The organism is Megasphaera hexanoica (assembly GCF_043520715.1).
Lineage (GTDB): Bacteria > Bacillota > Negativicutes > Veillonellales > Megasphaeraceae > Megasphaera > Megasphaera hexanoica.
In genome coordinates this window covers 625,851-643,858 of record NZ_CP171361.1, presented here as the reverse complement: position 1 = coordinate 643,858, position 18,008 = coordinate 625,851, and the positions used below count along the sequence as shown (strand labels likewise).

At 48.7% G+C, this 18,008-nt stretch carries 21 protein-coding genes and 1 riboswitch; of the genes, 7 read left to right on the top strand and 14 right to left on the bottom strand.

The window, feature by feature from the left end:
* Positions 1–36: 36 nt before the first annotated feature.
* The 5 genes from ACGTIC_RS02960 to ACGTIC_RS02940 all read right to left on the bottom strand — a co-directional run bounded on the left by ACGTIC_RS02960 (position 37) and on the right by ACGTIC_RS02940 (position 6,432).
* Positions 37–810, bottom strand: coding sequence for a response regulator (locus ACGTIC_RS02960; protein ID WP_206084848.1), 774 nt, complete (start codon positions 808–810; stop codon positions 37–39).
* Complete coding sequence (locus tag ACGTIC_RS02955; RefSeq protein WP_059077040.1) at positions 797–2,515, bottom strand: sensor histidine kinase; 1,719 nt, start codon at positions 2,513–2,515, stop codon at positions 797–799. Before ACGTIC_RS02955 ends, ACGTIC_RS02960 begins: the two co-directional genes overlap by 14 nt.
* Before the next feature lie 23 nt (positions 2,516–2,538).
* Positions 2,539–4,203, bottom strand: coding sequence for an iron ABC transporter permease (locus tag ACGTIC_RS02950; protein WP_113855338.1), 1,665 nt, complete (start codon positions 4,201–4,203; stop codon positions 2,539–2,541).
* Positions 4,190–5,299 (bottom strand): ABC transporter ATP-binding protein, encoded by a 1,110-nt coding sequence (locus tag ACGTIC_RS02945; protein WP_113855337.1) that lies wholly within the window; start codon positions 5,297–5,299, stop codon positions 4,190–4,192. The genes ACGTIC_RS02950 and ACGTIC_RS02945 overlap by 14 nt, the downstream gene beginning before the upstream one ends.
* 86 nt (positions 5,300–5,385) lie before the next feature.
* Positions 5,386–6,432 (bottom strand): ABC transporter substrate-binding protein, encoded by a 1,047-nt coding sequence (locus tag ACGTIC_RS02940; RefSeq protein WP_059077043.1) that lies wholly within the window; start codon positions 6,430–6,432, stop codon positions 5,386–5,388.
* A gap of 299 nt (positions 6,433–6,731) precedes the next feature.
* A riboswitch (SAM riboswitch) is annotated at positions 6,732–6,829 on the top strand.
* Between the two features lie 89 nt (positions 6,830–6,918).
* Here ACGTIC_RS02940 and ACGTIC_RS02935 point away from each other — a divergent pair.
* The 3 genes from ACGTIC_RS02935 to ACGTIC_RS02925 all read left to right on the top strand — a co-directional run bounded on the left by ACGTIC_RS02935 (position 6,919) and on the right by ACGTIC_RS02925 (position 8,504).
* A complete protein-coding gene (locus tag ACGTIC_RS02935) occupies positions 6,919–7,743 on the top strand; it encodes a MetQ/NlpA family ABC transporter substrate-binding protein (protein WP_113855336.1) in 825 nt (274 codons plus the stop codon).
* A gap of 136 nt (positions 7,744–7,879) precedes the next feature.
* Positions 7,880–8,245: a thioredoxin gene (gene trxA, locus ACGTIC_RS02930; RefSeq protein ID WP_083237093.1), complete on the top strand. Its 366-nt coding sequence runs from the start codon at positions 7,880–7,882 to the stop codon at positions 8,243–8,245.
* A 19-nt stretch (positions 8,246–8,264) separates the two neighbouring features.
* Positions 8,265–8,504 carry a TIGR03905 family TSCPD domain-containing protein gene (locus tag ACGTIC_RS02925; RefSeq protein WP_113855335.1) on the top strand — a complete coding sequence of 80 codons (240 nt, stop codon included), beginning with the start codon at positions 8,265–8,267 and terminating at the stop codon, positions 8,502–8,504.
* Positions 8,505–8,595: 91 nt separating this feature from the next.
* Here ACGTIC_RS02925 and ACGTIC_RS02920 read toward each other — a convergent pair whose 3' ends face one another.
* The 4 genes from ACGTIC_RS02920 to ACGTIC_RS02905 form a co-directional block, all read right to left on the bottom strand.
* The gene (locus tag ACGTIC_RS02920) at positions 8,596–9,369 is read right to left on the bottom strand and encodes a PhzF family phenazine biosynthesis protein (RefSeq protein ID WP_059077047.1); all 774 of its coding nucleotides are present in this window, start codon (positions 9,367–9,369) and stop codon (positions 8,596–8,598) included.
* Positions 9,370–9,460: 91 nt separating this feature from the next.
* Positions 9,461–10,849: a PLP-dependent aminotransferase family protein gene (locus ACGTIC_RS02915; RefSeq protein ID WP_113856503.1), complete on the bottom strand. Its 1,389-nt coding sequence runs from the start codon at positions 10,847–10,849 to the stop codon at positions 9,461–9,463.
* Between the two features lie 82 nt (positions 10,850–10,931).
* Entirely contained in the window at positions 10,932–11,069 is a 138-nt protein-coding gene (locus ACGTIC_RS02910) for a hypothetical protein (RefSeq protein ID WP_162816209.1), read from the bottom strand.
* Positions 11,069–11,275: a hypothetical protein gene (locus ACGTIC_RS02905; RefSeq protein ID WP_162816208.1), complete on the bottom strand. Its 207-nt coding sequence runs from the start codon at positions 11,273–11,275 to the stop codon at positions 11,069–11,071. The genes ACGTIC_RS02910 and ACGTIC_RS02905 overlap by 1 nt, the downstream gene beginning before the upstream one ends.
* A gap of 209 nt (positions 11,276–11,484) precedes the next feature.
* Between ACGTIC_RS02905 and ACGTIC_RS02900 the strand changes: the two genes are divergently transcribed.
* Positions 11,485–11,850, top strand: a complete 366-nt coding sequence (locus tag ACGTIC_RS02900; RefSeq protein ID WP_113855334.1) for a helix-turn-helix transcriptional regulator — start codon at positions 11,485–11,487, stop codon at positions 11,848–11,850.
* A 61-nt stretch (positions 11,851–11,911) separates the two neighbouring features.
* On the opposite strand, the gene ACGTIC_RS02895 is transcribed toward ACGTIC_RS02900, so the two are convergent.
* The 3 genes from ACGTIC_RS02895 to ACGTIC_RS02885 all read right to left on the bottom strand — a co-directional run bounded on the left by ACGTIC_RS02895 (position 11,912) and on the right by ACGTIC_RS02885 (position 14,280).
* Entirely contained in the window at positions 11,912–12,811 is a 900-nt protein-coding gene (locus tag ACGTIC_RS02895) for a 5'-nucleotidase, lipoprotein e(P4) family (protein WP_257536621.1), read from the bottom strand.
* 316 nt (positions 12,812–13,127) lie between these two features.
* Positions 13,128–13,829 (bottom strand): RraA family protein, encoded by a 702-nt coding sequence (locus tag ACGTIC_RS02890; RefSeq protein ID WP_075581860.1) that lies wholly within the window; start codon positions 13,827–13,829, stop codon positions 13,128–13,130.
* Positions 13,830–13,869: 40 nt separating this feature from the next.
* Complete coding sequence (locus tag ACGTIC_RS02885) at positions 13,870–14,280, bottom strand: hotdog fold thioesterase (protein WP_236699689.1); 411 nt, start codon at positions 14,278–14,280, stop codon at positions 13,870–13,872.
* A gap of 137 nt (positions 14,281–14,417) precedes the next feature.
* Here ACGTIC_RS02885 and ACGTIC_RS02880 point away from each other — a divergent pair, with 137 nt between their 5' ends.
* Genes ACGTIC_RS02880 through ACGTIC_RS02870 form a run of 3 tightly spaced genes read left to right on the top strand, consistent with a single transcriptional unit; the run spans position 14,418 to position 16,288 of the window.
* Positions 14,418–15,350 (top strand): PTS glucose transporter subunit IIA, encoded by a 933-nt coding sequence (locus ACGTIC_RS02880; RefSeq protein WP_059077052.1) that lies wholly within the window; start codon positions 14,418–14,420, stop codon positions 15,348–15,350.
* A 12-nt stretch (positions 15,351–15,362) separates the two neighbouring features.
* A complete protein-coding gene (locus ACGTIC_RS02875) occupies positions 15,363–15,752 on the top strand; it encodes a NusG domain II-containing protein (protein ID WP_059077053.1) in 390 nt (129 codons plus the stop codon).
* Positions 15,753–15,763: 11 nt separating this feature from the next.
* Complete coding sequence (locus ACGTIC_RS02870; protein ID WP_113855333.1) at positions 15,764–16,288, top strand: Gx transporter family protein; 525 nt, start codon at positions 15,764–15,766, stop codon at positions 16,286–16,288.
* A gap of 101 nt (positions 16,289–16,389) precedes the next feature.
* On the opposite strand, the gene ACGTIC_RS02865 is transcribed toward ACGTIC_RS02870, so the two are convergent.
* Positions 16,390–16,992 (bottom strand): hypothetical protein, encoded by a 603-nt coding sequence (locus ACGTIC_RS02865; protein WP_113855332.1) that lies wholly within the window; start codon positions 16,990–16,992, stop codon positions 16,390–16,392.
* 18 nt (positions 16,993–17,010) lie between these two features.
* Positions 17,011–17,988 carry an AEC family transporter gene (locus ACGTIC_RS02860; protein WP_059077056.1) on the bottom strand — a complete coding sequence of 326 codons (978 nt, stop codon included), beginning with the start codon at positions 17,986–17,988 and terminating at the stop codon, positions 17,011–17,013.
* Positions 17,989–18,008: the final 20 nt, after the last annotated feature.

The following is an 18,008-nucleotide window of genomic DNA, read 5'->3' as shown; positions in this document are numbered from 1 at the left end:
GAGTCTCTTACTCCTTATGTCCACTTAGACAGCACATCATATTCTACCCGATCGTTCAAAAAATTTTTTCGGTGACATGCCGACGTATTTTTTGAATACTTGTATAAAATATTTGTAATCAGAAAAACCGACCATATCCGCGATTTCATAGACCTTATAATCGGTTTCCTTCATCTTTTTGACCGCCTGCTGAATCCGATAGCGATTGAGAAAATCGTGAAAGGTATAATGCATTTCTTCCTTAAACTTTGTCTGCAGATACACACTGGATACGCCCAGGTCTTCACAGAGATTCTGCAGGAGGATTTTTTGTGGATACTGCGACTCTATAATCTGCAAGACTTTTTTCACATAGCGGTTTCCCGGTTCCGGCAGCCCGTCCGGCAGATTCATCTGTACCGGATGGAACAGTGCCTGTTGTTCCATCTGGCGAAGAGCACCCAGTTTTTCCTTTACCCGCATCAAAGCTTTCTGGAGAGCGGTAAAATCCACTGGCTTCAGCAGATACTCCGTGACATCCAGAGAAATCGCCCGCTGGGCATATTCAAATTCATCATAGCCAGAAATGACAATGGCGGCATACGGTATAGACCGGGTCTGTTCCAGCATATCCAGGCCGCTCATAAAAGGCATCCGCACATCGGTAATGACGATATCCGGTCTCATCTGACGAATTTTTTCTGCACCTTCTGCCCCATCTCCGGCCTCACCTATGATGACACAGCCTTCCGTTTCCCAGTCCATCAGATACATGAGTCCTTTACGGATAATCTCTTCATCTTCTACGAGCAGTACCTTATACATCGTCATAATGTGACACCTCTTCTTTTACCATCGGCAGGGACAGAAAAACGCGGAACCCCTGGGCATCTCCTTCAATGCGGATGCCTGCCGTCCTGCCATATCGGAGCCGCAGTACGCGGTGCACGTTATACAGGCCGATATGGCTGGGTGCTACCACGTCCGATGTCAGCAGACGACGGAGAGATGCCATTTTTTCAGGGCTGATACCGGAACCATTGTCGATTACTGACAATACGAGCATATCTTCTTCTCTTTTTCCAGTAATGCTGATATGAATCGACCGTACATTTTCCAGTCCATGGACAATACTGTTTTCTACGACAGGCTGCAACAACAGCTTGGGAATCTGGCAATGATACAAATCCGGATCGATGACAACATCATAGGATAATCGTTCGCCGAAGCGCATCTTTTGAAGAGCCAGATAATCTTTTACGTACTGAAGATCCGTTTCCAGACTGACATCACCTTCACCGCGATGGATACTATAGCGCATCAGCCGGGCAAAGGAGACAGCCAGTTCCGATGCCTTTTTCGGATCAAACAGAATTTCATAGCGCAGCCCTTCCATGACATTGAAGGCGAAATGGGGATCCATCTGTCCCTCCAGATTCCGCACTTCCATGAGCCGTTTCCGTTCTGCCAGTTCTTTATTGCGTTCCATAAGACGATGGATTTCCCTCATCATACGGTTAAATTCCTGATAAATGACCTGAAATTCCTGCAGGCTCTGCTCTGGTTCCAACCGGTAATCGAGATTTCCATTTTTCCCTTCCCGCACAGCAACCAGCAGTCCATCCAATGGCTTCAATACTTTACGGGACAGTTTCCGCGCCACCAGAAATACAGCCAGACAGGCCGCTATGCCAATACATCCCAGGAAAAGAAGTACTGCCTGAAGCAGAGAATCTGTATGGGGAATAGCCGTGAACGCAATGACCTGAAGTTTATCTCCCCGGGCCGGCCGGCTGACATAATAACTGCGACCCTGAACAGTTTGTTTCCCTTCCATGGTCAGGGGCGTGCGCAATTTACCCATAGCATCTACAAACTGCGGGTTCGTTGAAAAAACGACGTGATCGAGGGTATCCATAATGACAATCTGCTCTGCCGGCCATGCGTCGGTCAGCTCCTGGAATCCTTCCTGCCGGAAAAAAAGGAAGATGTATCCTGCCGTTCCTGTTTCATCCCACACAGGCCTGAGAAGATAATACTGTTCCTGCTGACTATGTTGCAGCGGCAGTATCACCGGACCATAACGCAAATCCCTGACACCATCTGCCCCGGCCCGATGCAGCATGTCCTGTATATCCCGGTTCTCCATGACAAGCCCCAGATTATCCTGATACAGGCTGGTCATGACCGGTTTCCTTTTGCTGTCTAAAAGGAGGAAATCACCACGGACGACACCACTGTTCGTTATGTCATACAACTGTTGTGCCAGCTCCTGATCGGCCTTTCCGTCCTGCAAGGCGCGGATGAGGACAGGATTCCTGCCCAGTTCATCCAACATAGCCACACAGCGGTTCCACTCCCGGCTGACGGCCTGTTCTGCCTCTGCTGCATGGGCATCCGTTCCATCTACAACGCGTACCTGATAAAAACAGACCAGAAAGGATACGAATAAACATATCAGGAACAGTATGAGCAGTGCCGCCCCTTTAGTAAAAACCTGTTGTAAGTACAGATGAAAACTGCGTGGTCTGCTCATACCGCCCCTCCTTAAAAGTTAAATCAGATACTGATATCACGCCGTCCCGTCAGCTTGAAGAAAATCAGCAGGGACAAGATGGAGGTCAGCGCCAGAATTGTAGCATATGCTGATGCATTGCCGTAATTACCGCGGATGACTTCGGTATAAATAGACACAGTCAGCGTCTGATTGGCTGTCGTATATAAAATAATGGAAGAACTAAGCTCACTGATGATGGTCACCCAGCTCATAATGGCCCCTGCCAGGACGCCGGGCATCATCATGGGAAGGGTAATCCGGCGGAATGTCGTCATGTCGGAAGCCCCCAGCGAAATAGCCGCTTCTTCTACATTTTTGCTGATCTGTCCCAGAGCTGCCACGCTGGAACGCACGGTGTAAGGCATACGCCGGATGGCAAAGGAAATAATCATGATCAGAGCCGTACCGCTTAAAACGATAGGCGGACTGTTGAAGGCAAACAGGAAGGAAATCCCCAGTACAGACCCGGGAATAATGAAGGGGAACATGGTCACCGTATCGAGGATGCTGTTGAGGAGATTCTTTTTCCGTACACTCAGATAGGCAATGATAACTCCCATGACCAGTACGATTGCAATAGCGACAATACCCAGGAAATAGGTGTTCCAGATGACCGTGTTATCTTTGGCGAACAACGTCGCTTCATAACTCTGGAGCGCATACCCGCCAGTAAAGACCTGACCGCCATTACTGCGCAGAAACGATGTATACACGACGACGAGCTGGGGCAGAATAGCCAGCCCTGTTACTATATACACGATACCATGAGCCATGATATTGCGCAACCCCGATGCTTTTTCAGCTACGATAGGCTTCAGTGCTGTCATCGTATAGGTACTGCGGTTCGCCAGATAACGCTGGGCAAAGAACATGACCACCGTCAGTACAATCATGATGACGCAGATAGCCGCAGCAAATCCATCATCACCGCCGACTTCTCCCATAAAGGACGTATACACCAGTACGGGCATGGTCTTGAATCCTTCACCGATCAGCATAGGTGTACCAAAATCGGCAAAGACCCGCATGAAGACGAGCATCGAACTGGATAACAGCGTCGGCAGCAGAAGAGGTACCAGGATCCGCCGCATCCGCGTGAAGCGGGAACAGCCCAGGCTTTCCGCCGCTTCATTCAGCGAATTATCGAAAGTCTTGAGCGATCCGGACAAAAATATATAAATCAAAGGAAAGGACTGCAAGGTAAAGACGAGGACGATACCAGAAAATCCATAGACACCATTAAACGATGTATGAAACAGCTGGTTAAAAAACTGGGTGATGACACCGTTGCGCCCCAACAGCTGAATCCAGGCATAGGCTCCGATGAACGGCGGTGACAAATAGGAAATGACAATCAGGATATTGAGAAGGGCACTCCCCTTTATCTTGATACTCCGCATGAGATAAGCCATGGGAAGCCCCAGAAGAGCTGCCAGGATAGTAGAGACGACCGTGACTTCCATACTGTGAACCATGGTTTCCCAATAAAAAGGCTTGGTAAAGAACCGGGTAAAATAGGCCATCGTCGCACTGCCCGAAGCAGGGTCCACTACGCTCTTATATAATACGAGTATCAGAGGATATAAAACAAAAATGGCAAAAAAAGCAAAGAGCCAGAGACTGATTACGGTCCAGAATGAAATATGAGATCGTTTAGTTTGTGCCATTATGACCACCTTCTATCATCGTTTCTGCACTGTCGCTATGGAATACGTTGATACGGCCGCTCTTAAGCTGCAGACTCACGGCCGTCCCATCGGGAAGATAACTGCCTTCACCCTGGTACTGGATGACTTCCAGATTATTTCCATCATCCGATTTCATAAAATAGTGAGTAGCAATTCCCAGGAATACGCTGCTTTCGACGACTGCAGAAATTCCCCTTTCACCGGCCGGCACAATAGAAAATTCTTCCGGCCGTACGGATACGATGACGGACTCTCCATCTTTTGCCGACTCATCGAGATTATCCATGGTCACGTTATATCCATCTTTGAAATGCAGGGTATGGGCATTCCCGTCTTTTTGCAGCTTTGCATCGAGAAAATTGGACAGACCGATAAATCCGGCTACAAACGTATTGAACGGCCGTTTGTAAATATTCTGCGGCGTCCCGATCTGCTGAATAACACCATTATTCATGACAGCGATGCGATCTGATACAGCCAATGCTTCTTCCTGGTCGTGGGTTACATACACCGTCGTAATGTGGATATGACGCTGGATTTTCTTTATCGCATTCCGCATTTCTACCCGAAGTTTGGCATCCAGATTGGACAATGGTTCATCCATTAGGAGTACTTCCGGCTGAATGACGATAGCCCGCGCCAGGGCAACCCGCTGCTGCTGGCCGCCAGAAAGAGCCGCAGGCATACGGTCCTTTAAATGGTCAATTTTCACAATTTTCAGTATGTCGTCTACCCGTTTTTCTATATCGCCTTTCCCGGCCCCCCGCATCTGCAGTCCGAAAGCCACATTGTCCCGTACCGTCATATGGGGAAATATGGCATAGTTCTGAAACACCATGCCCATATTCCGTTTCTCTACAGGCACATCATTGATACGCTTCCCATTCAGCCGGATTTCCCCTTCTTCAATAGAGTTGAACCCGATAATCATCCGCAGCAGCGTCGTCTTGCCACAGCCCGATGGTCCCAGCAGAGTAAAAAACTCCCCTGGCTTAACATGAAGAGACAATCCCTTTACTACCGTATTGTCCCCATAGCGCTTTACCACGTGATCAATATCAATGGATACGCTCATTTTCTCTTCCTCCCTATAAAAAATGCGGCAGGACCCGCTGCACTGATACTGAGTTTCCTGCCGCAAACTGATGCAAATACAATCATTTATCTGTTATTTTCGAGATGCTGGTTCCACATCGACACGATATCCTGTTTATGATCCGATACCCAACCTTCATCATAGTTGGGGAACAGATGAATCTGATCAATAGGCGTCATATACGAAGCCAGCTCGATATTTTTGCGAAGCGGCCGCACCGTCAGTTCCTTACCAGCCATTTCCTGAATCTTCTGTGAAATCATGTAATCGACAAATTTTTTAGCGTTTTCCGGATGTTTGCATCCTTTGATAATCTGCACCGATTCACCAGGGAAAATAGCTCCTTCTTTCGGGAATACGACTTTGACGGGAGCGCTGTTGCGGACATAGGTAGCTGCCGGGTCTTCCCAAGTGAGGCCTACCGTATATTCCCCATCGGCAACGCCTTTGTGGACAGCGCCGGAACTGTTCAGCATCTTGCCATCGAGATTCTGAATGAATTTATCCACATATTCCCATGCTTCCGGACTCATAGGATCACCATTTTTTCCTTTGGCATAGAGCATAGCCATGAGAGACTGGAATGCCGAACTGGAATTAGCCGGGTCGCCAAAGGCGATCTTACCCTTTAATGCCGGATTCAGCAGGTCATCAAAGGTCTCGATTTTCGTGTCACCAGCCAGATTCGTGTTGACGATAAGGACGGTAGGATCAGCAAAAGCTGGTGTGAAATATCCCGTCTTATTGCGGAACGCTTCCATCATATTTTTATCTTCCGGCGACACATATTCCATGAATAAGTCTTTCTGGGATTCCAGCATCGTCTGATCTGCTGCCCAGAGGATATCGCCCTGTGGATTGCCCTTTTCTGACGAAACGCGTTTTAATAACGGTCCCGTACCGGCTACGACGACATTGACTTTGATTCCCGTATCTTTTTCAAAATTAGGAATGACCAGATTGTTCAGGCTTTCGCTACGGGCCGTATACACCGTAAGCACCTTATCATCACTGCCAGATGCACTCTTCTGACCACCTCCGCAGCCAGCCAATGAAACCAGTGTCGCCGCTGCAATCGCCAGGGTAATGATTCGTTTTGTGATTTGTTTCATCTTTCTGCTCCTTTCGCTTTACCAAATTCCGAAACACGTATTGCGCACTTTTATTGTACTGTATTCACATATATTGTCTATCCGGTAAAAGATAAAAAACATCTAATTTTCTTAATACATCCTATTTTTTCACATATAGTATATGTCATTTTTTATAAAAATTATCATATATTTCAATTGGAAATAATACAGTGCATTAAAAAACGGTATTTTTGCGGTCTGTATTTTTAGATATAGAAAAAACTAATACTTGACAAGAGAAAAAAACTATGCTAATATCTGCATCATCAACTGAATACGTTTCATCAAGAGCAGTCGAGGGAATGGCCCGATGACACTGCGGCAACCGCCATAAGGTATGGTGCCAACTCCATCGGATTATTCCGGCAGATGAATCATAGGATTAATAAAGCCGTCATCTGCATGACGGCTTTTTTGTTGATACGGACTTATTTTGTATGCACACTCAGGAGAGGGGTACGAAACATGAAATCATCTATTAAAAAAATCATTTCCGCCGGCCTCATCGCAGCTATCTGCGTATTTGCTGCCGGCTGCGGTTCCAGCAATGACAGCAAAGGCGACCAGGCAAAAAAAGAAATTAAAGTAGGGGTAACAGCCGGTCCTCATGCAGAAATCATGGATGAAGTAGCGAAAGAAGCTGCCAAACAGGGGATTACCATCAAAGTCGTAGAATTCAACGATTATGTACAGCCTGATAAAGCACTGGCCGAAAAAGACCTCGACATGAACTCCTACCAGCATCAGCCGTACCTTGACAATATCGTCAAAAAGCAGGGCCTGAAGCTCACGTCTGTTGGAAAGACGATTCTCATGCCTATGGCCGTTTATTCACACAAATATAAATCTCTCGATGAAGTCGCTCCGGGCAGCAAAGTCACCATTCCGAATGACCCGTCCAACGGTGCCCGTGCCCTGCTTCTCCTGCAGCAGGCCGGCCTGATCAAACTGAAGAACGGTGATTCCATCGAAGCATCCGTTGCCGATATCACGGAAAATCCGAAAAACCTGCAGTTCGTCGAACTCGATGCCGCCCAGACGCCGCGTTCTCTCGATGATACAGACATCGCCTGCGTCAATACCAACTACGCCATTCCGGCCGGTCTGAATCCGAAAAAAGATTCCATCCTCGTCGAATCGATTGAATCGCCCTACGCCTGCGTATTCGCTGTCCGCCAGGGTGATGAAAACAACGAAACATACAAAAAAGTCGTTCAGATTTATCAGTCTGAAGCGATCAAGAAATTTATTAATGACAAATATCAGGGAACCATCCTGCCTGCATTCTAATAGCCGGCAAAGCGGTCCGTCACATCGGTGGCGGACCGTTTTTTATTGGGATAACTATTGAATTTCTAAAATTATTAATATGTTTCATTAAAATATATCAGATATTCTTTATTATTTTTCTCGTAAAATTTGACAAATGTGTGATATAATAGAAGTGTCTCGCAGACAATACGCATACCAAAGGAGTGAATCATATATGGAATACACATTTACCAATGATAATTTCAATCAGGAAGTCCTGCAGTCCGATAAACCGGTCCTCGTTGATTTCTGGGCCACCTGGTGCGGTCCCTGCCGTATGGTAGCCCCCGTCGTCGAAGAAATAGCTAACGAACATCCGGAATACAAAGTAGGCAAAGTCAATGTAGATGAACAGCCGGAACTGGCCCAGCAGTTCAATGTCATGAGCATCCCGACTCTCCTGGTCTTCAAGAATGGCCAGCTCTACAAGAGTTCTGTCGGTGCCCAGCCGAAAGCCAGCATTCTGGCACTCTTCGATTAATGGCGAAAGGAGGATCCCCTTGCATACGTATAAACCGAGTGGCATCTGTGCCACACAGATTGATTTTGACGTCAGAGATGGAAAAGTCTATGATGTCGCCTTTACAAAGGGCTGTCCCGGCAATCATCTCGGCCTTTCCAGCCTTGCTGAAGGAATGCCCGTCGCCGAAGTCATCCGCCGTCTGGAAGGCATCCGCTGCGGAGAACGCACTACGTCCTGTCCGGATCAGCTGGCCCAGGCATTAAAAGAATACGTCTGATCTGGTTATCCTGACCGCTTAAAAGGGGATTGTACCAGCATGAGTAACCTCTCATGCCGGTACAATCCCCCTTTTATATTTTCACAATGAATCAAATTTTAAGGTCAGCTTCCGAATACAAGACCGCATAACCCGCCATGGCGATGTGACCATCTTCTATATGGCAGTACAATTCCCCGCCACGGCGTGACGCCTGATAGGCAACTAAATCACTCTTACCTAGTTTTTCTGCCATGACCGGGATAATATGGCAATGCCCGCTGCCGCATACCGGGTCTTCCGGCACGGATAATTTGGGAGCAAAGGAGCGGCTGACACAGTCATACTCCGTTCCTTTTGCCGTAACATTGCACAGCAGTCCATCAAGGTGTTTTAGTTTTTCCATATCGGGCTGGCATTCCCGGACCTGTGTTTCATTTTCCAGTACACAGAGAAGGTCCCGGGCCATGTATGCTTCTACCGGGCGGACTCCCAGCGCGTTTTCCATGGCATCGGTCACAGGCACCGGCTTCATATCATAAGCGGGAAAATCCATGGAGAACAGTTGACCTTTCCGGGTCACTGTAAGCACGCCGCTCAATGTATGAAAGACAAAGGTCTGACACTGTGGTTCGACAAAATTTGCCAGGACAAAGGACGTCCCCAGCGTCGCATGACCGCAGAGATCGATTTCTCCGCCTGGCGTAAACCAGCGCAGCCGGTATCCATCTTTTTCCTTTACAGTAAAAGCGGTCTCGGACAAATTATTTTCCATGGCAATGTTCTGCATCATCTCATCGGAAGGCCAGGAATCCATAACGCATACAGCGGCCGGATTTCCTTTGAATACTTCTTTCGTAAAGGCATCGACGACGTAACATTTCATGACCCATTCCTCCTCTTTTCAGACGAACCTGTTTTTGATATATTCATCATATCACGAGGGGAACCATCATACAATCAGTTAATTGTGTGGCCTACAAATTTCTCTGATTATCCAAAATCTCCCGCAGGCGCCATAAAGCCGTTTGTAATTCCTCTCTATCCCGGGGAGAGCCGACGGATAATCGTACGCCATGTTCCGGAGGCTGGGTTCCCACGGTAAAATGTTCTGCCCCAAGGACATGCACTCCCTTTTGCCGGGCCAGATTTTCAAACCGGCTGCCCGTAAGCGGCTCCGGCAATTCTAACCAGCGGCACAAGCTGCAGTCATCACCCCGGACCGTATATCCCTGCAAAATCGCATTGACGGCACTATTGCGCATGGTAATTCTCCTGCGGCGAAGGGACATCAAATCCTGTACCCTATGGGAAACGATAAGCCGGCTGGCCAGTTCCAGCAAGATTTCTGACTGGGACAGGTTCATCGCATACAACGTTTCTGCCAGAGAATCCCTGATGAGTTCCGGCACGACCAGATACGCCAGGCGCAGTGCCGGCAGTATCGTTTTGGATAAACTCAGGATATAGACAGTCTGCTCCGGCAGAAATCGCCGGACTGGCGGCAATGGCCGGGGCAACAAAAGACTTGTAATGGCATCTTCAATGACCAGAATCTGCGTTTTTTTAGCCACCCGTGCCAGCATGCGCCGTCCGTCGGTACTCATGATATGAGTCGTAGGATTCTGAAAGTCCGGTGTAATATAAATCCCCTTGATATGGTGATTCCGGATGGCATACCAGAGTCCTTCTTCACTCATTTCCCCACGTTCCTGCCCCACCGGCACGAGACGGATTCCCAGCAGTTTGGCTGCACTCTTCAGCCCCGGGTAGACCAGAGGATCGACACCGATACGGTCTCCCGGCCGGAATAAACCGGCCAGAACCGCTGCAATGGCATTCTGTCCGCCGCTGGCCAGGAGAATATCGCCCCGTGCCGCTTCTATGCCTGCCTCTCGCAATAGTGCCAGTGCCGCATCGCGATGCCAATTCTCCCCGCCCATACTGTACTGGAAAAAATCAAACCTCCCTGGTTCATCCATCATCTGACGCAAGAGACAGGTGATTTCATCGTCTGCCAGTGTTTCCGGCATCATGGATCCCATTTCAATCATCGGACTTACCTGATCCGGCACAACAGACAGACTGGTCCGGACATCGTAGGCAACAAAGGTGCCGCTTCCGGTAACACTGGTCAGCATCCCTTTATCCGAGCAGAGCCGGAAGGCGCGGGATACGGTACTGACATTGATATCAAGGAAATCGGCAAGTTCCCGCTGAGGAGGCAGCTTCGTCCCTGGAAGCAGAATGCCATTCATTACGTCATCGGCAAGCTGTCTGGCCAATGCCAGATACAACGGCCGTGAATTCCTGTCCAATACGGGTTTCCACGACATGGGATAATCGGCAAATGAATTGTACGGCATGTCCTCATCTCCTGTCTTTTCGTCTTTGTATGCCCGTTTCACCAGCCGTGATGAACCGCAGAAGCAGCATCTGCAGATGGAATCACGCATCATCCCGTTTCCAGTGATGATGACGGTTCACAGCATAGGCGCCATATATTTTAAAGGTAAATGCGGCTTCTGCTTCTTCCCGTTCATCCCAGCCAGCTCTTTTTACATCATCTATACGAGTTGTTCCCATTATAGGAAACAAAACTCGATACCGTCAATAGAAAAAAACAGGAAATCATCGGTACTGCCCAAATTGCATCCACCTATCAGCCCGATGTCATCATCGCGAACACCGGAGCCGCCACACTGCAGCACTGCGAACGTCTCATCATGAACACGGGCGACCTGCTGACCATGCACCACGCTCTCCCGACAGCACAGATTATCACCACCCACCTGGACAGCGTCCCCCCCACAATCTCTTTATGCGTCGCATATTGCAGGAGCAGCTGGAACTGGCCGGACTCTCCCACGCCATCTGCATTTCGTCAGATGGAAAAACACTGACATGTTAATCTAATCCGGGCCATGAAAATTCCCTGTTTTTTTATGCTTTCTTTTGTGATATACTAAATTCCGTATCTCATGATAAAGGAAGGCCCATTATGAAAAACGATGAAAAGAAAAAAAATTTCAGCTTTCATCTCCAGCAGCTGCTTGCCGGACAGAAACTGACGAAAAAACAAGTCTGTCTGGACCTGGGGATAAAACCGACGACACTATCGGCCTGGCTTAAAGAAGAAAAATTCCCCCGCAAGGACCGGCTGAAGGATGTCGCTGCCTATTTCCATACCAGCATGGAAGATCTGACCAGACCGGCTGGTCCGGACACTTCCACGGCTACACAACCAGTTCATGTACCATATGAAACAAAACTGGTCGATACCATCCGCCTTCTTTTGGAAGTATCCCCGGAAGAACTCTCCAGCATCGCCGACTACGCCGCTTTCATCCATCAGCGCAATCGATAAAGGTACGTAAAAAAAGATGGCCTATGTCACTACGACATGCGGCCATCTTTTGCCATCTCTATTAATAGTTTTTTGTCAGAAATTCCCGGTTGACTTCATCGCGCTGTTCCGGTGTCATGGTAAGATAATTCTTGGCAATAGCACTGACCCAGGCCCCGTATACGGGATTAGGGAAGACGATGTATTTCGTTCCGAAGTCGGCCTTGTGCGCATCGACAATCTGATTGCGTTCTGTCAGACTCTTACCATTCGTCCCGATGGGAAGGTCCCCGGCATTATCCCCCATATACACGACGACATCATAATCAGCCGTTATAGTATTAAAACGCAGTTGTTTATTGCCGCTCTTTTCCATGAGCAGGATGTGTTTTTTATCTGCCTGGGGAAAACGCAGAGCCTTCAGATTGGCTTCTGTCGCTTCATAATTGACCGGCGCATAGCGGTTCGATACGTAGAATATGGCCAGCCCTTTCTTATCTACCTGCTGGAGAAAATCGACGGCTCCCGGCATTGCGCCCGATTTACCTTCATGAACGACATCGCGCCACCAGATACTCTTATACTGGCCATTCCCATCGGCCGCCGCCTTTGCCAGAGCCGGTGTATTATCCGTTACCGTTTCATCACAGTCCAGGACAATAGCCAGCGGTTTGCCCTTCCGTGCCGGATCACTCAGTGCTTTATCCACTTCCATCATAGCCGCATTGTAGCCCTGATAGCAAAGTGCCCGGTATTCTGCGGCAGACCGCATCCACAAAAGTGCCATCGTTTCTTCCTGTGCCAGCTGCTTTTGTGTGCGCCAGGTCTCAATGGCGGATGTTCCCACTGACACCGGTGCCGATTGCTGGACCGGGACAGCACGCACCGGTACCGCTGCCGGACTACCGGCAGCCATCGCCGTGCTGCCTGCCAATACACAAACCGTTACTAAAGTTGCTAATTTTTTCTTTCCTTTTAACATCAGACATGCCCCCTGATAATAGTTATGGGCAAAAGAAAAAGCTTTCCAGCCAGGGCCAGAAAGCATACTACAACGAAGTAAAACGGGCAGACTCCTGCCCTGTCACCGTCCCGGTCCACTTCGGATCCAGGCAGTTGTGAAAAATATAACAAATGACACTACGAAAAGTATAACTCACCTACGGTGATATTATCTTCTGCCCTGTGCGTATAGTATCACAGGATGTCCGGGAAGGCAAGACGGAAAGAGAATAAAATCAGTTTAAATACATACTGCCTGTCCCGGATAGCAGGGCAGGCAGTATGTATCTACATGGTTACTGTTCTATGGCACCGCCGATTTTGCGCAGATGGTCACGGAAGCTGTACGATGGGGTCACGCTGTGCTGGGCCAGGTATTCTTTAAAATGCAGCTGGTCCCTCAGGCTCTTTCCTTCTTTCAGAAGTTTTGCCTGCCGTTCTTCCGCCGCTTTGATGGCTTCCCCCGCTTCGATGATGTCCGTCAGATGATCTGACGGCAAAAAGATGACGCCGTCGCGGTCGCCTGCAACGATATCGCTTTTACCGACAATCCAGTCTCCTACGCGGGCCCAGGCCAGAGCATCGGCCGCAGGCCGGCGGTCCAGTCTGACGGGCCCGGTAGGGATATGCCCCTGGGAAAAGAACGGTAACCCCGTTTCATGAATCTGCCACGTATCCCGGTGCAGACCCCAGATGATAATTCCCGCCAGACCTGCAGCCTGTACTTCGCGGGCAACGAGGTCACCAACGCAGGCATGATCTGTACGACCGCCATTATCAATGACCAGTACATCGCCGGGCTGCGCTTCTTCCAACGCGGCAAAAAAGATGTCTACACTGCCTGCATGACGGACAGGACAGACCCGTCCGACACAATGCATATCCGGTTCCAGTGCCTGCAGGTTACTGGGCGCACAGCGCACAGGGATTCCCAGACGCATACAGGCATCGGCTAACAGAGGTGTACTCAATTGATACAATCGTTCGTTTTGTTCCATACAAACCGCTCCTTTCCGGATATATATCCTGTACCATACTTTATTTGGCACTCATCATCTTGGCAGTCGCTTCGGCTGCTATGGACCCATCTTCTTTGGTAATCCTGCCCATCGTTTCATAGAGTCGTCCCCGGTGATGGACTACGTTACCCTCGATTTTAATTTTCTCCCCAATCCGCACAGGATGGCGAAAACGGACTTCTATGCGTGCCGTATAAGCCGGTATCCCCGTCTTCTGGTAGATAAAATCCCCCATCACTTCGTCGAGAAGTGTACTAATGAGTCCGCCATGCATGCGGTCATCATAACTTTCATGCTGTTTTTGCGGGACAAACCAGGCATAACAGCCATCTTCTGTCAAATGCATGTCCAGATGCAGTCCATGCGGATTCTTTTTACCGCATACGAAGCACCATGTATTCCGGTCTTCCATCGGTCCAGTCGGTTCCATCACAATCACACCCTCATCTATATTTAGATTACTTTATCCTTCGGTTTATGTTACAATATAATAGTACTTCTCATGACGTGCCCTGTCAAACAGCAATATGACAGAGACGGCATGGGACAGCAGGAGGTATAGCAGCAGTGGAACACGAATCACCTATTCCTTTCAATTCCCCTTTTACAGGAGAACTTCACCCAATCACGGACGCACCGGATGAAGCCTTTGCTCAAAAGATGACCGGTGACGGCTTTTTTGTATACCCTGAAGAAAATACGGTCTATGCGCCCTGTGACAGTGAGGTAACCTTTGTCTTTGATACCCGTCATGCCATAGGACTGACAGCGGCAGATGGAACAGAATATCTGCTCCACATCGGAATTGATACAGTCCGGCTGCAGGGAAAAGGATTTACGGTCTTTGCCGAATCAGGACAGCACGTCAAAAAAGGGGACCGGTTGCTAACTTTCGATAAAAAACTCATCTGTGAAAAGGCAACATCCGATGCCTGCATCTGCCTGTTCCCGGAGCTGCCGGAACATTGGGAGGTTCGGCTCTGTGCCGGCCCCCGCATCGCAGCCGGTGAAGAAGCCGTCCGCATCATCCCACCGTCATCTCCATCTCCGCAGTCTCATATTTTCTACGCGCCTTGTACAGGTATGCTCCATCCTCTTTCGGAAGCACCGGATCCGTTCTATTCCCATAAATCTACAGGAGACGGTTTTTTTATCTATCCGTCTGAATCCATTCTGTATGCTCCCTGTGACGGATCCGTCTTTTTTATTTTTGAAGAAAAAAATGCCATCGGCATGCATACAACCGACGGATTGGAGTATATGCTGCAGGTCGGCATAGGGACGGATGTACTAAATGGAAAGGGCTTTACCTTTTATGTCAAAGACGGTCAGACAGTCCGGAAAGGGGACCGGCTCCTTTCCTTTGATGATGCCTATATAAAAGCTAATGCCCAGTCCAATGCCTGTTTCTGCATCTTCACAGATCTGCCTCCAGAAAACGTCATTCATTTGAAACATCAAGGTTTTATCCAGACCGGTCAGGAAGCTGTCTGGTTTTAGGAGAGTGAATATATGATACGAAAATGGGATGTCGCCCTCATCGTCAGTCTGCTCATCTTATCCTGTATCCCTGCCGCCTTATTCTGGGCCAGCGGTCAGGCTGCTTCTGCCAATGGCACACACGCCATCATCTATGTAGACGGCAAGGAATACAAAACGATTCCTTTATCGGAACACCATGGGACAGATACACTGACTATCCGCACATCATCCGGATACAATACCATCCTGATCCGCGATGAAGAAATTGCCATCATCGATGCCGATTGCCCTGACCAGGTATGCGTCCACGAAGGATTTTTGAAAAATCCCGGTCAGACCAGCGTCTGTCTGCCCCATAAAGTCATGGTGGAAGTCCAGGCCAATGATGCATCGGATCCCGATATTATCCGCGCCCGTTAGAGAGGTATCTTATGAACAAAACGTTCCACCTTATTATATTGAGCCTGTTTGTTGCCCAGTCCCTGGTACTGTACATCGTAGAAGGCATGCTTCCCGTCCCGTTCATCGCCCCCGGCGCCAAGCTGGGACTGGCCAATCTGATTACGGTCATTGCCTTATACGCCCTTCCCCGGAAACGGGATGTTGCACTGATTCTCCTGCTCCGCATCATTCTTTCCACCGCTTTTGGCGGCGGAATCAACGCTTTCTTCTACAGTGTATCCGGGGCTGCTCTCAGCCTGGGAAGTATGCTGGTTTTCCAAAAATGCGGCAAATTCAGCCTTATTGGTGTATCGGCCGCCGGTGGCATTTTTCACAACTTCGGCCAGGTCCTCGTGGCATGTTTCATCGTAGAAAACATGAAAATCATGCTGTACCTGCCCGTACTGGCAGTTGCCGGAATGGGAACAGGCATACTCATTGGCATCACCGCCATGGTGACATTGAAACATCTGCAAAAACTGCCTTTGTACAAGCGCATACAGCAAACATGCTGACGGCCCAAAAAGATCCTGCTCGCTACAAACGACAAATGTAAAGGAGCGGCTTTCATACGAAACCATGGCTGTTTCATATGAAAGCCGCTCCTTCTGTACTATTATTTTATTATCGTAACAGATTTCATGATGTCGTCAATAGCCGGGGCATTCTTAGAATCGGCATCACAGGCGACGAGGATGACCCAGGTAGCGTTGCCATGGGAAAATCCCAACAGCTGCGCCTTCATCCGTTTATCATCGGCGGTAAACGTATAGGTCTGTTTCACCGCATGTTCCCCGGAAACACTGGCAGCTTCCTGCATGGCAGATACATTTTCTGCATCAATGCTGCTTAAAATAGCCTGAGACGCCCGTTCAATATTTTCGCTGAGCGTATTTCCCAGAGCCTGGCCATTCGTCAGATGCAGGTCACTGTACATCTGTCCCGAGTCAATGCTGACCGTAAAGATTCCGATGTGCAGTCCCTGATTAATTTCCCCATAAAAACGCTGTCCCTTCAGGTATCGTTGTGTCAATGGATCCAATGTGACCGGCAGGGGCAGTTCGTGGGCATTGCCGGGCAGTGCTATTGTAATCTGGGAATCGATACCGTCAATGCGCTTTTCCGTCAGGTTGACGGCATGACCACATCCGGCCAGAAACATTGCCATGATACAGGCTGTGCACAAAAACAACCACGATTTCTTCAGTTTTAAAATCATAAGTCACCTCTCATTAAATCAGGTAAAGGTAAGATATCCCAGGTGGACCAGAAAATAAAAAACGGGATAAAACAGGAATATATAAAACGCCGTCGTCGTAATAAAAGCGGACATAGCCAGATTGACATTGAGGTTGTATAAGCGTACGGCAAAGAGAGAAAAGATAGCCGTCGGCATCGACATGAGAATCATGAGCGTCCCAATCAGAACGGGATCGGTGAAACAGAATGTGCCCAGGACATAGCAGATAGCCGGCGTCACCAACAGCTTGATGGGTACGAGGTCAAAGGTCTTCTTATAGTACCGGGAGAGAGCCGCAAACTCTATCATGAACCCAATCGGTACCAGCCCGGACCAGGCCCCGATATGAATCAGCCCCTGAAAGGCATAATCCAGTATTTGTGGTCTGGAAATCCCGAGAGCATAAAGGGCAATACCCAGGGCCATGCCGACGACGGGCATCTGATTCCAGTTGATAAAGAGTTTACGCCAGCTCATAGAAACGAGATTGAGATGGCCGCCCGCTTCAGCACTGTACTTATAATAAGCTCCCAGAGGAAAAGCAATAAAAAAGGTGACGAAATTCTGAAATACGGCTGTCAACTGGGCATAAGCAAAGCCCCGTTCACCATACAGGATATAGCCACACAAACCGCCCAGTGTTCCCAGATTCGTCAGGAGCGCCGCCAGGATATAACTGCCCTGATCGGCCATGGATGTGAATTTGCGCTGCCGGTGAAAGAGAAAAATGACCCCTACAGGTATAAATGCATTAAGCACCATGAAAACAGGCAGCAGCATGAGATGCGGCTTAATCGGAAGGACCCAGAATGTCAGCGTCGTCAGCAATGTTGTAATGATAGTGATGTTGATGCGGATAAGGATATTGCATTGTTTTTCATCCAGCCACTGTTTCTGTCTGCACGCATAACCGGCTGCCATAGGCAGGATCACATCGATAAATAAAAAAATGATACGGATACCAACTTCCCCCAAAAGCTCTTTCCTTCTTTCTC

Coding starts and splice junctions, on each gene's coding strand:
- ACGTIC_RS02960 (WP_206084848.1), bottom strand. CDS start 810: ATGACGATGTATAAGGTACTGCTCGTAGAAGATGAAGAGATTATCCGT.
- ACGTIC_RS02955 (WP_059077040.1), bottom strand. CDS start 2,515: ATGAGCAGACCACGCAGTTTTCATCTGTACTTACAACAGGTTTTTACT.
- ACGTIC_RS02950 (WP_113855338.1), bottom strand. CDS start 4,203: ATGGCACAAACTAAACGATCTCATATTTCATTCTGGACCGTAATCAGT.
- ACGTIC_RS02945 (WP_113855337.1), bottom strand. CDS start 5,299: ATGAGCGTATCCATTGATATTGATCACGTGGTAAAGCGCTATGGGGAC.
- ACGTIC_RS02940 (WP_059077043.1), bottom strand. CDS start 6,432: ATGAAACAAATCACAAAACGAATCATTACCCTGGCGATTGCAGCGGCG.
- ACGTIC_RS02935 (WP_113855336.1), top strand. CDS start 6,919: ATGAAATCATCTATTAAAAAAATCATTTCCGCCGGCCTCATCGCAGCT.
- trxA (WP_083237093.1), top strand. CDS start 7,880: ATGTGTGATATAATAGAAGTGTCTCGCAGACAATACGCATACCAAAGG.
- ACGTIC_RS02920 (WP_059077047.1), bottom strand. CDS start 9,369: ATGAAATGTTACGTCGTCGATGCCTTTACGAAAGAAGTATTCAAAGGA.
- ACGTIC_RS02915 (WP_113856503.1), bottom strand. CDS start 10,849: ATGCCGTACAATTCATTTGCCGATTATCCCATGTCGTGGAAACCCGTA.
- ACGTIC_RS02910 (WP_162816209.1), bottom strand. CDS start 11,069: ATGGGAACAACTCGTATAGATGATGTAAAAAGAGCTGGCTGGGATGAA.
- ACGTIC_RS02900 (WP_113855334.1), top strand. CDS start 11,485: ATGAAAAACGATGAAAAGAAAAAAAATTTCAGCTTTCATCTCCAGCAG.
- ACGTIC_RS02895 (WP_257536621.1), bottom strand. CDS start 12,811: ATGTTAAAAGGAAAGAAAAAATTAGCAACTTTAGTAACGGTTTGTGTA.
- ACGTIC_RS02890 (WP_075581860.1), bottom strand. CDS start 13,829: ATGGAACAAAACGAACGATTGTATCAATTGAGTACACCTCTGTTAGCC.
- ACGTIC_RS02885 (WP_236699689.1), bottom strand. CDS start 14,280: ATGGAACCGACTGGACCGATGGAAGACCGGAATACATGGTGCTTCGTA.
- ACGTIC_RS02875 (WP_059077053.1), top strand. CDS start 15,363: ATGATACGAAAATGGGATGTCGCCCTCATCGTCAGTCTGCTCATCTTA.
- ACGTIC_RS02870 (WP_113855333.1), top strand. CDS start 15,764: ATGAACAAAACGTTCCACCTTATTATATTGAGCCTGTTTGTTGCCCAG.
- ACGTIC_RS02865 (WP_113855332.1), bottom strand. CDS start 16,992: ATGATTTTAAAACTGAAGAAATCGTGGTTGTTTTTGTGCACAGCCTGT.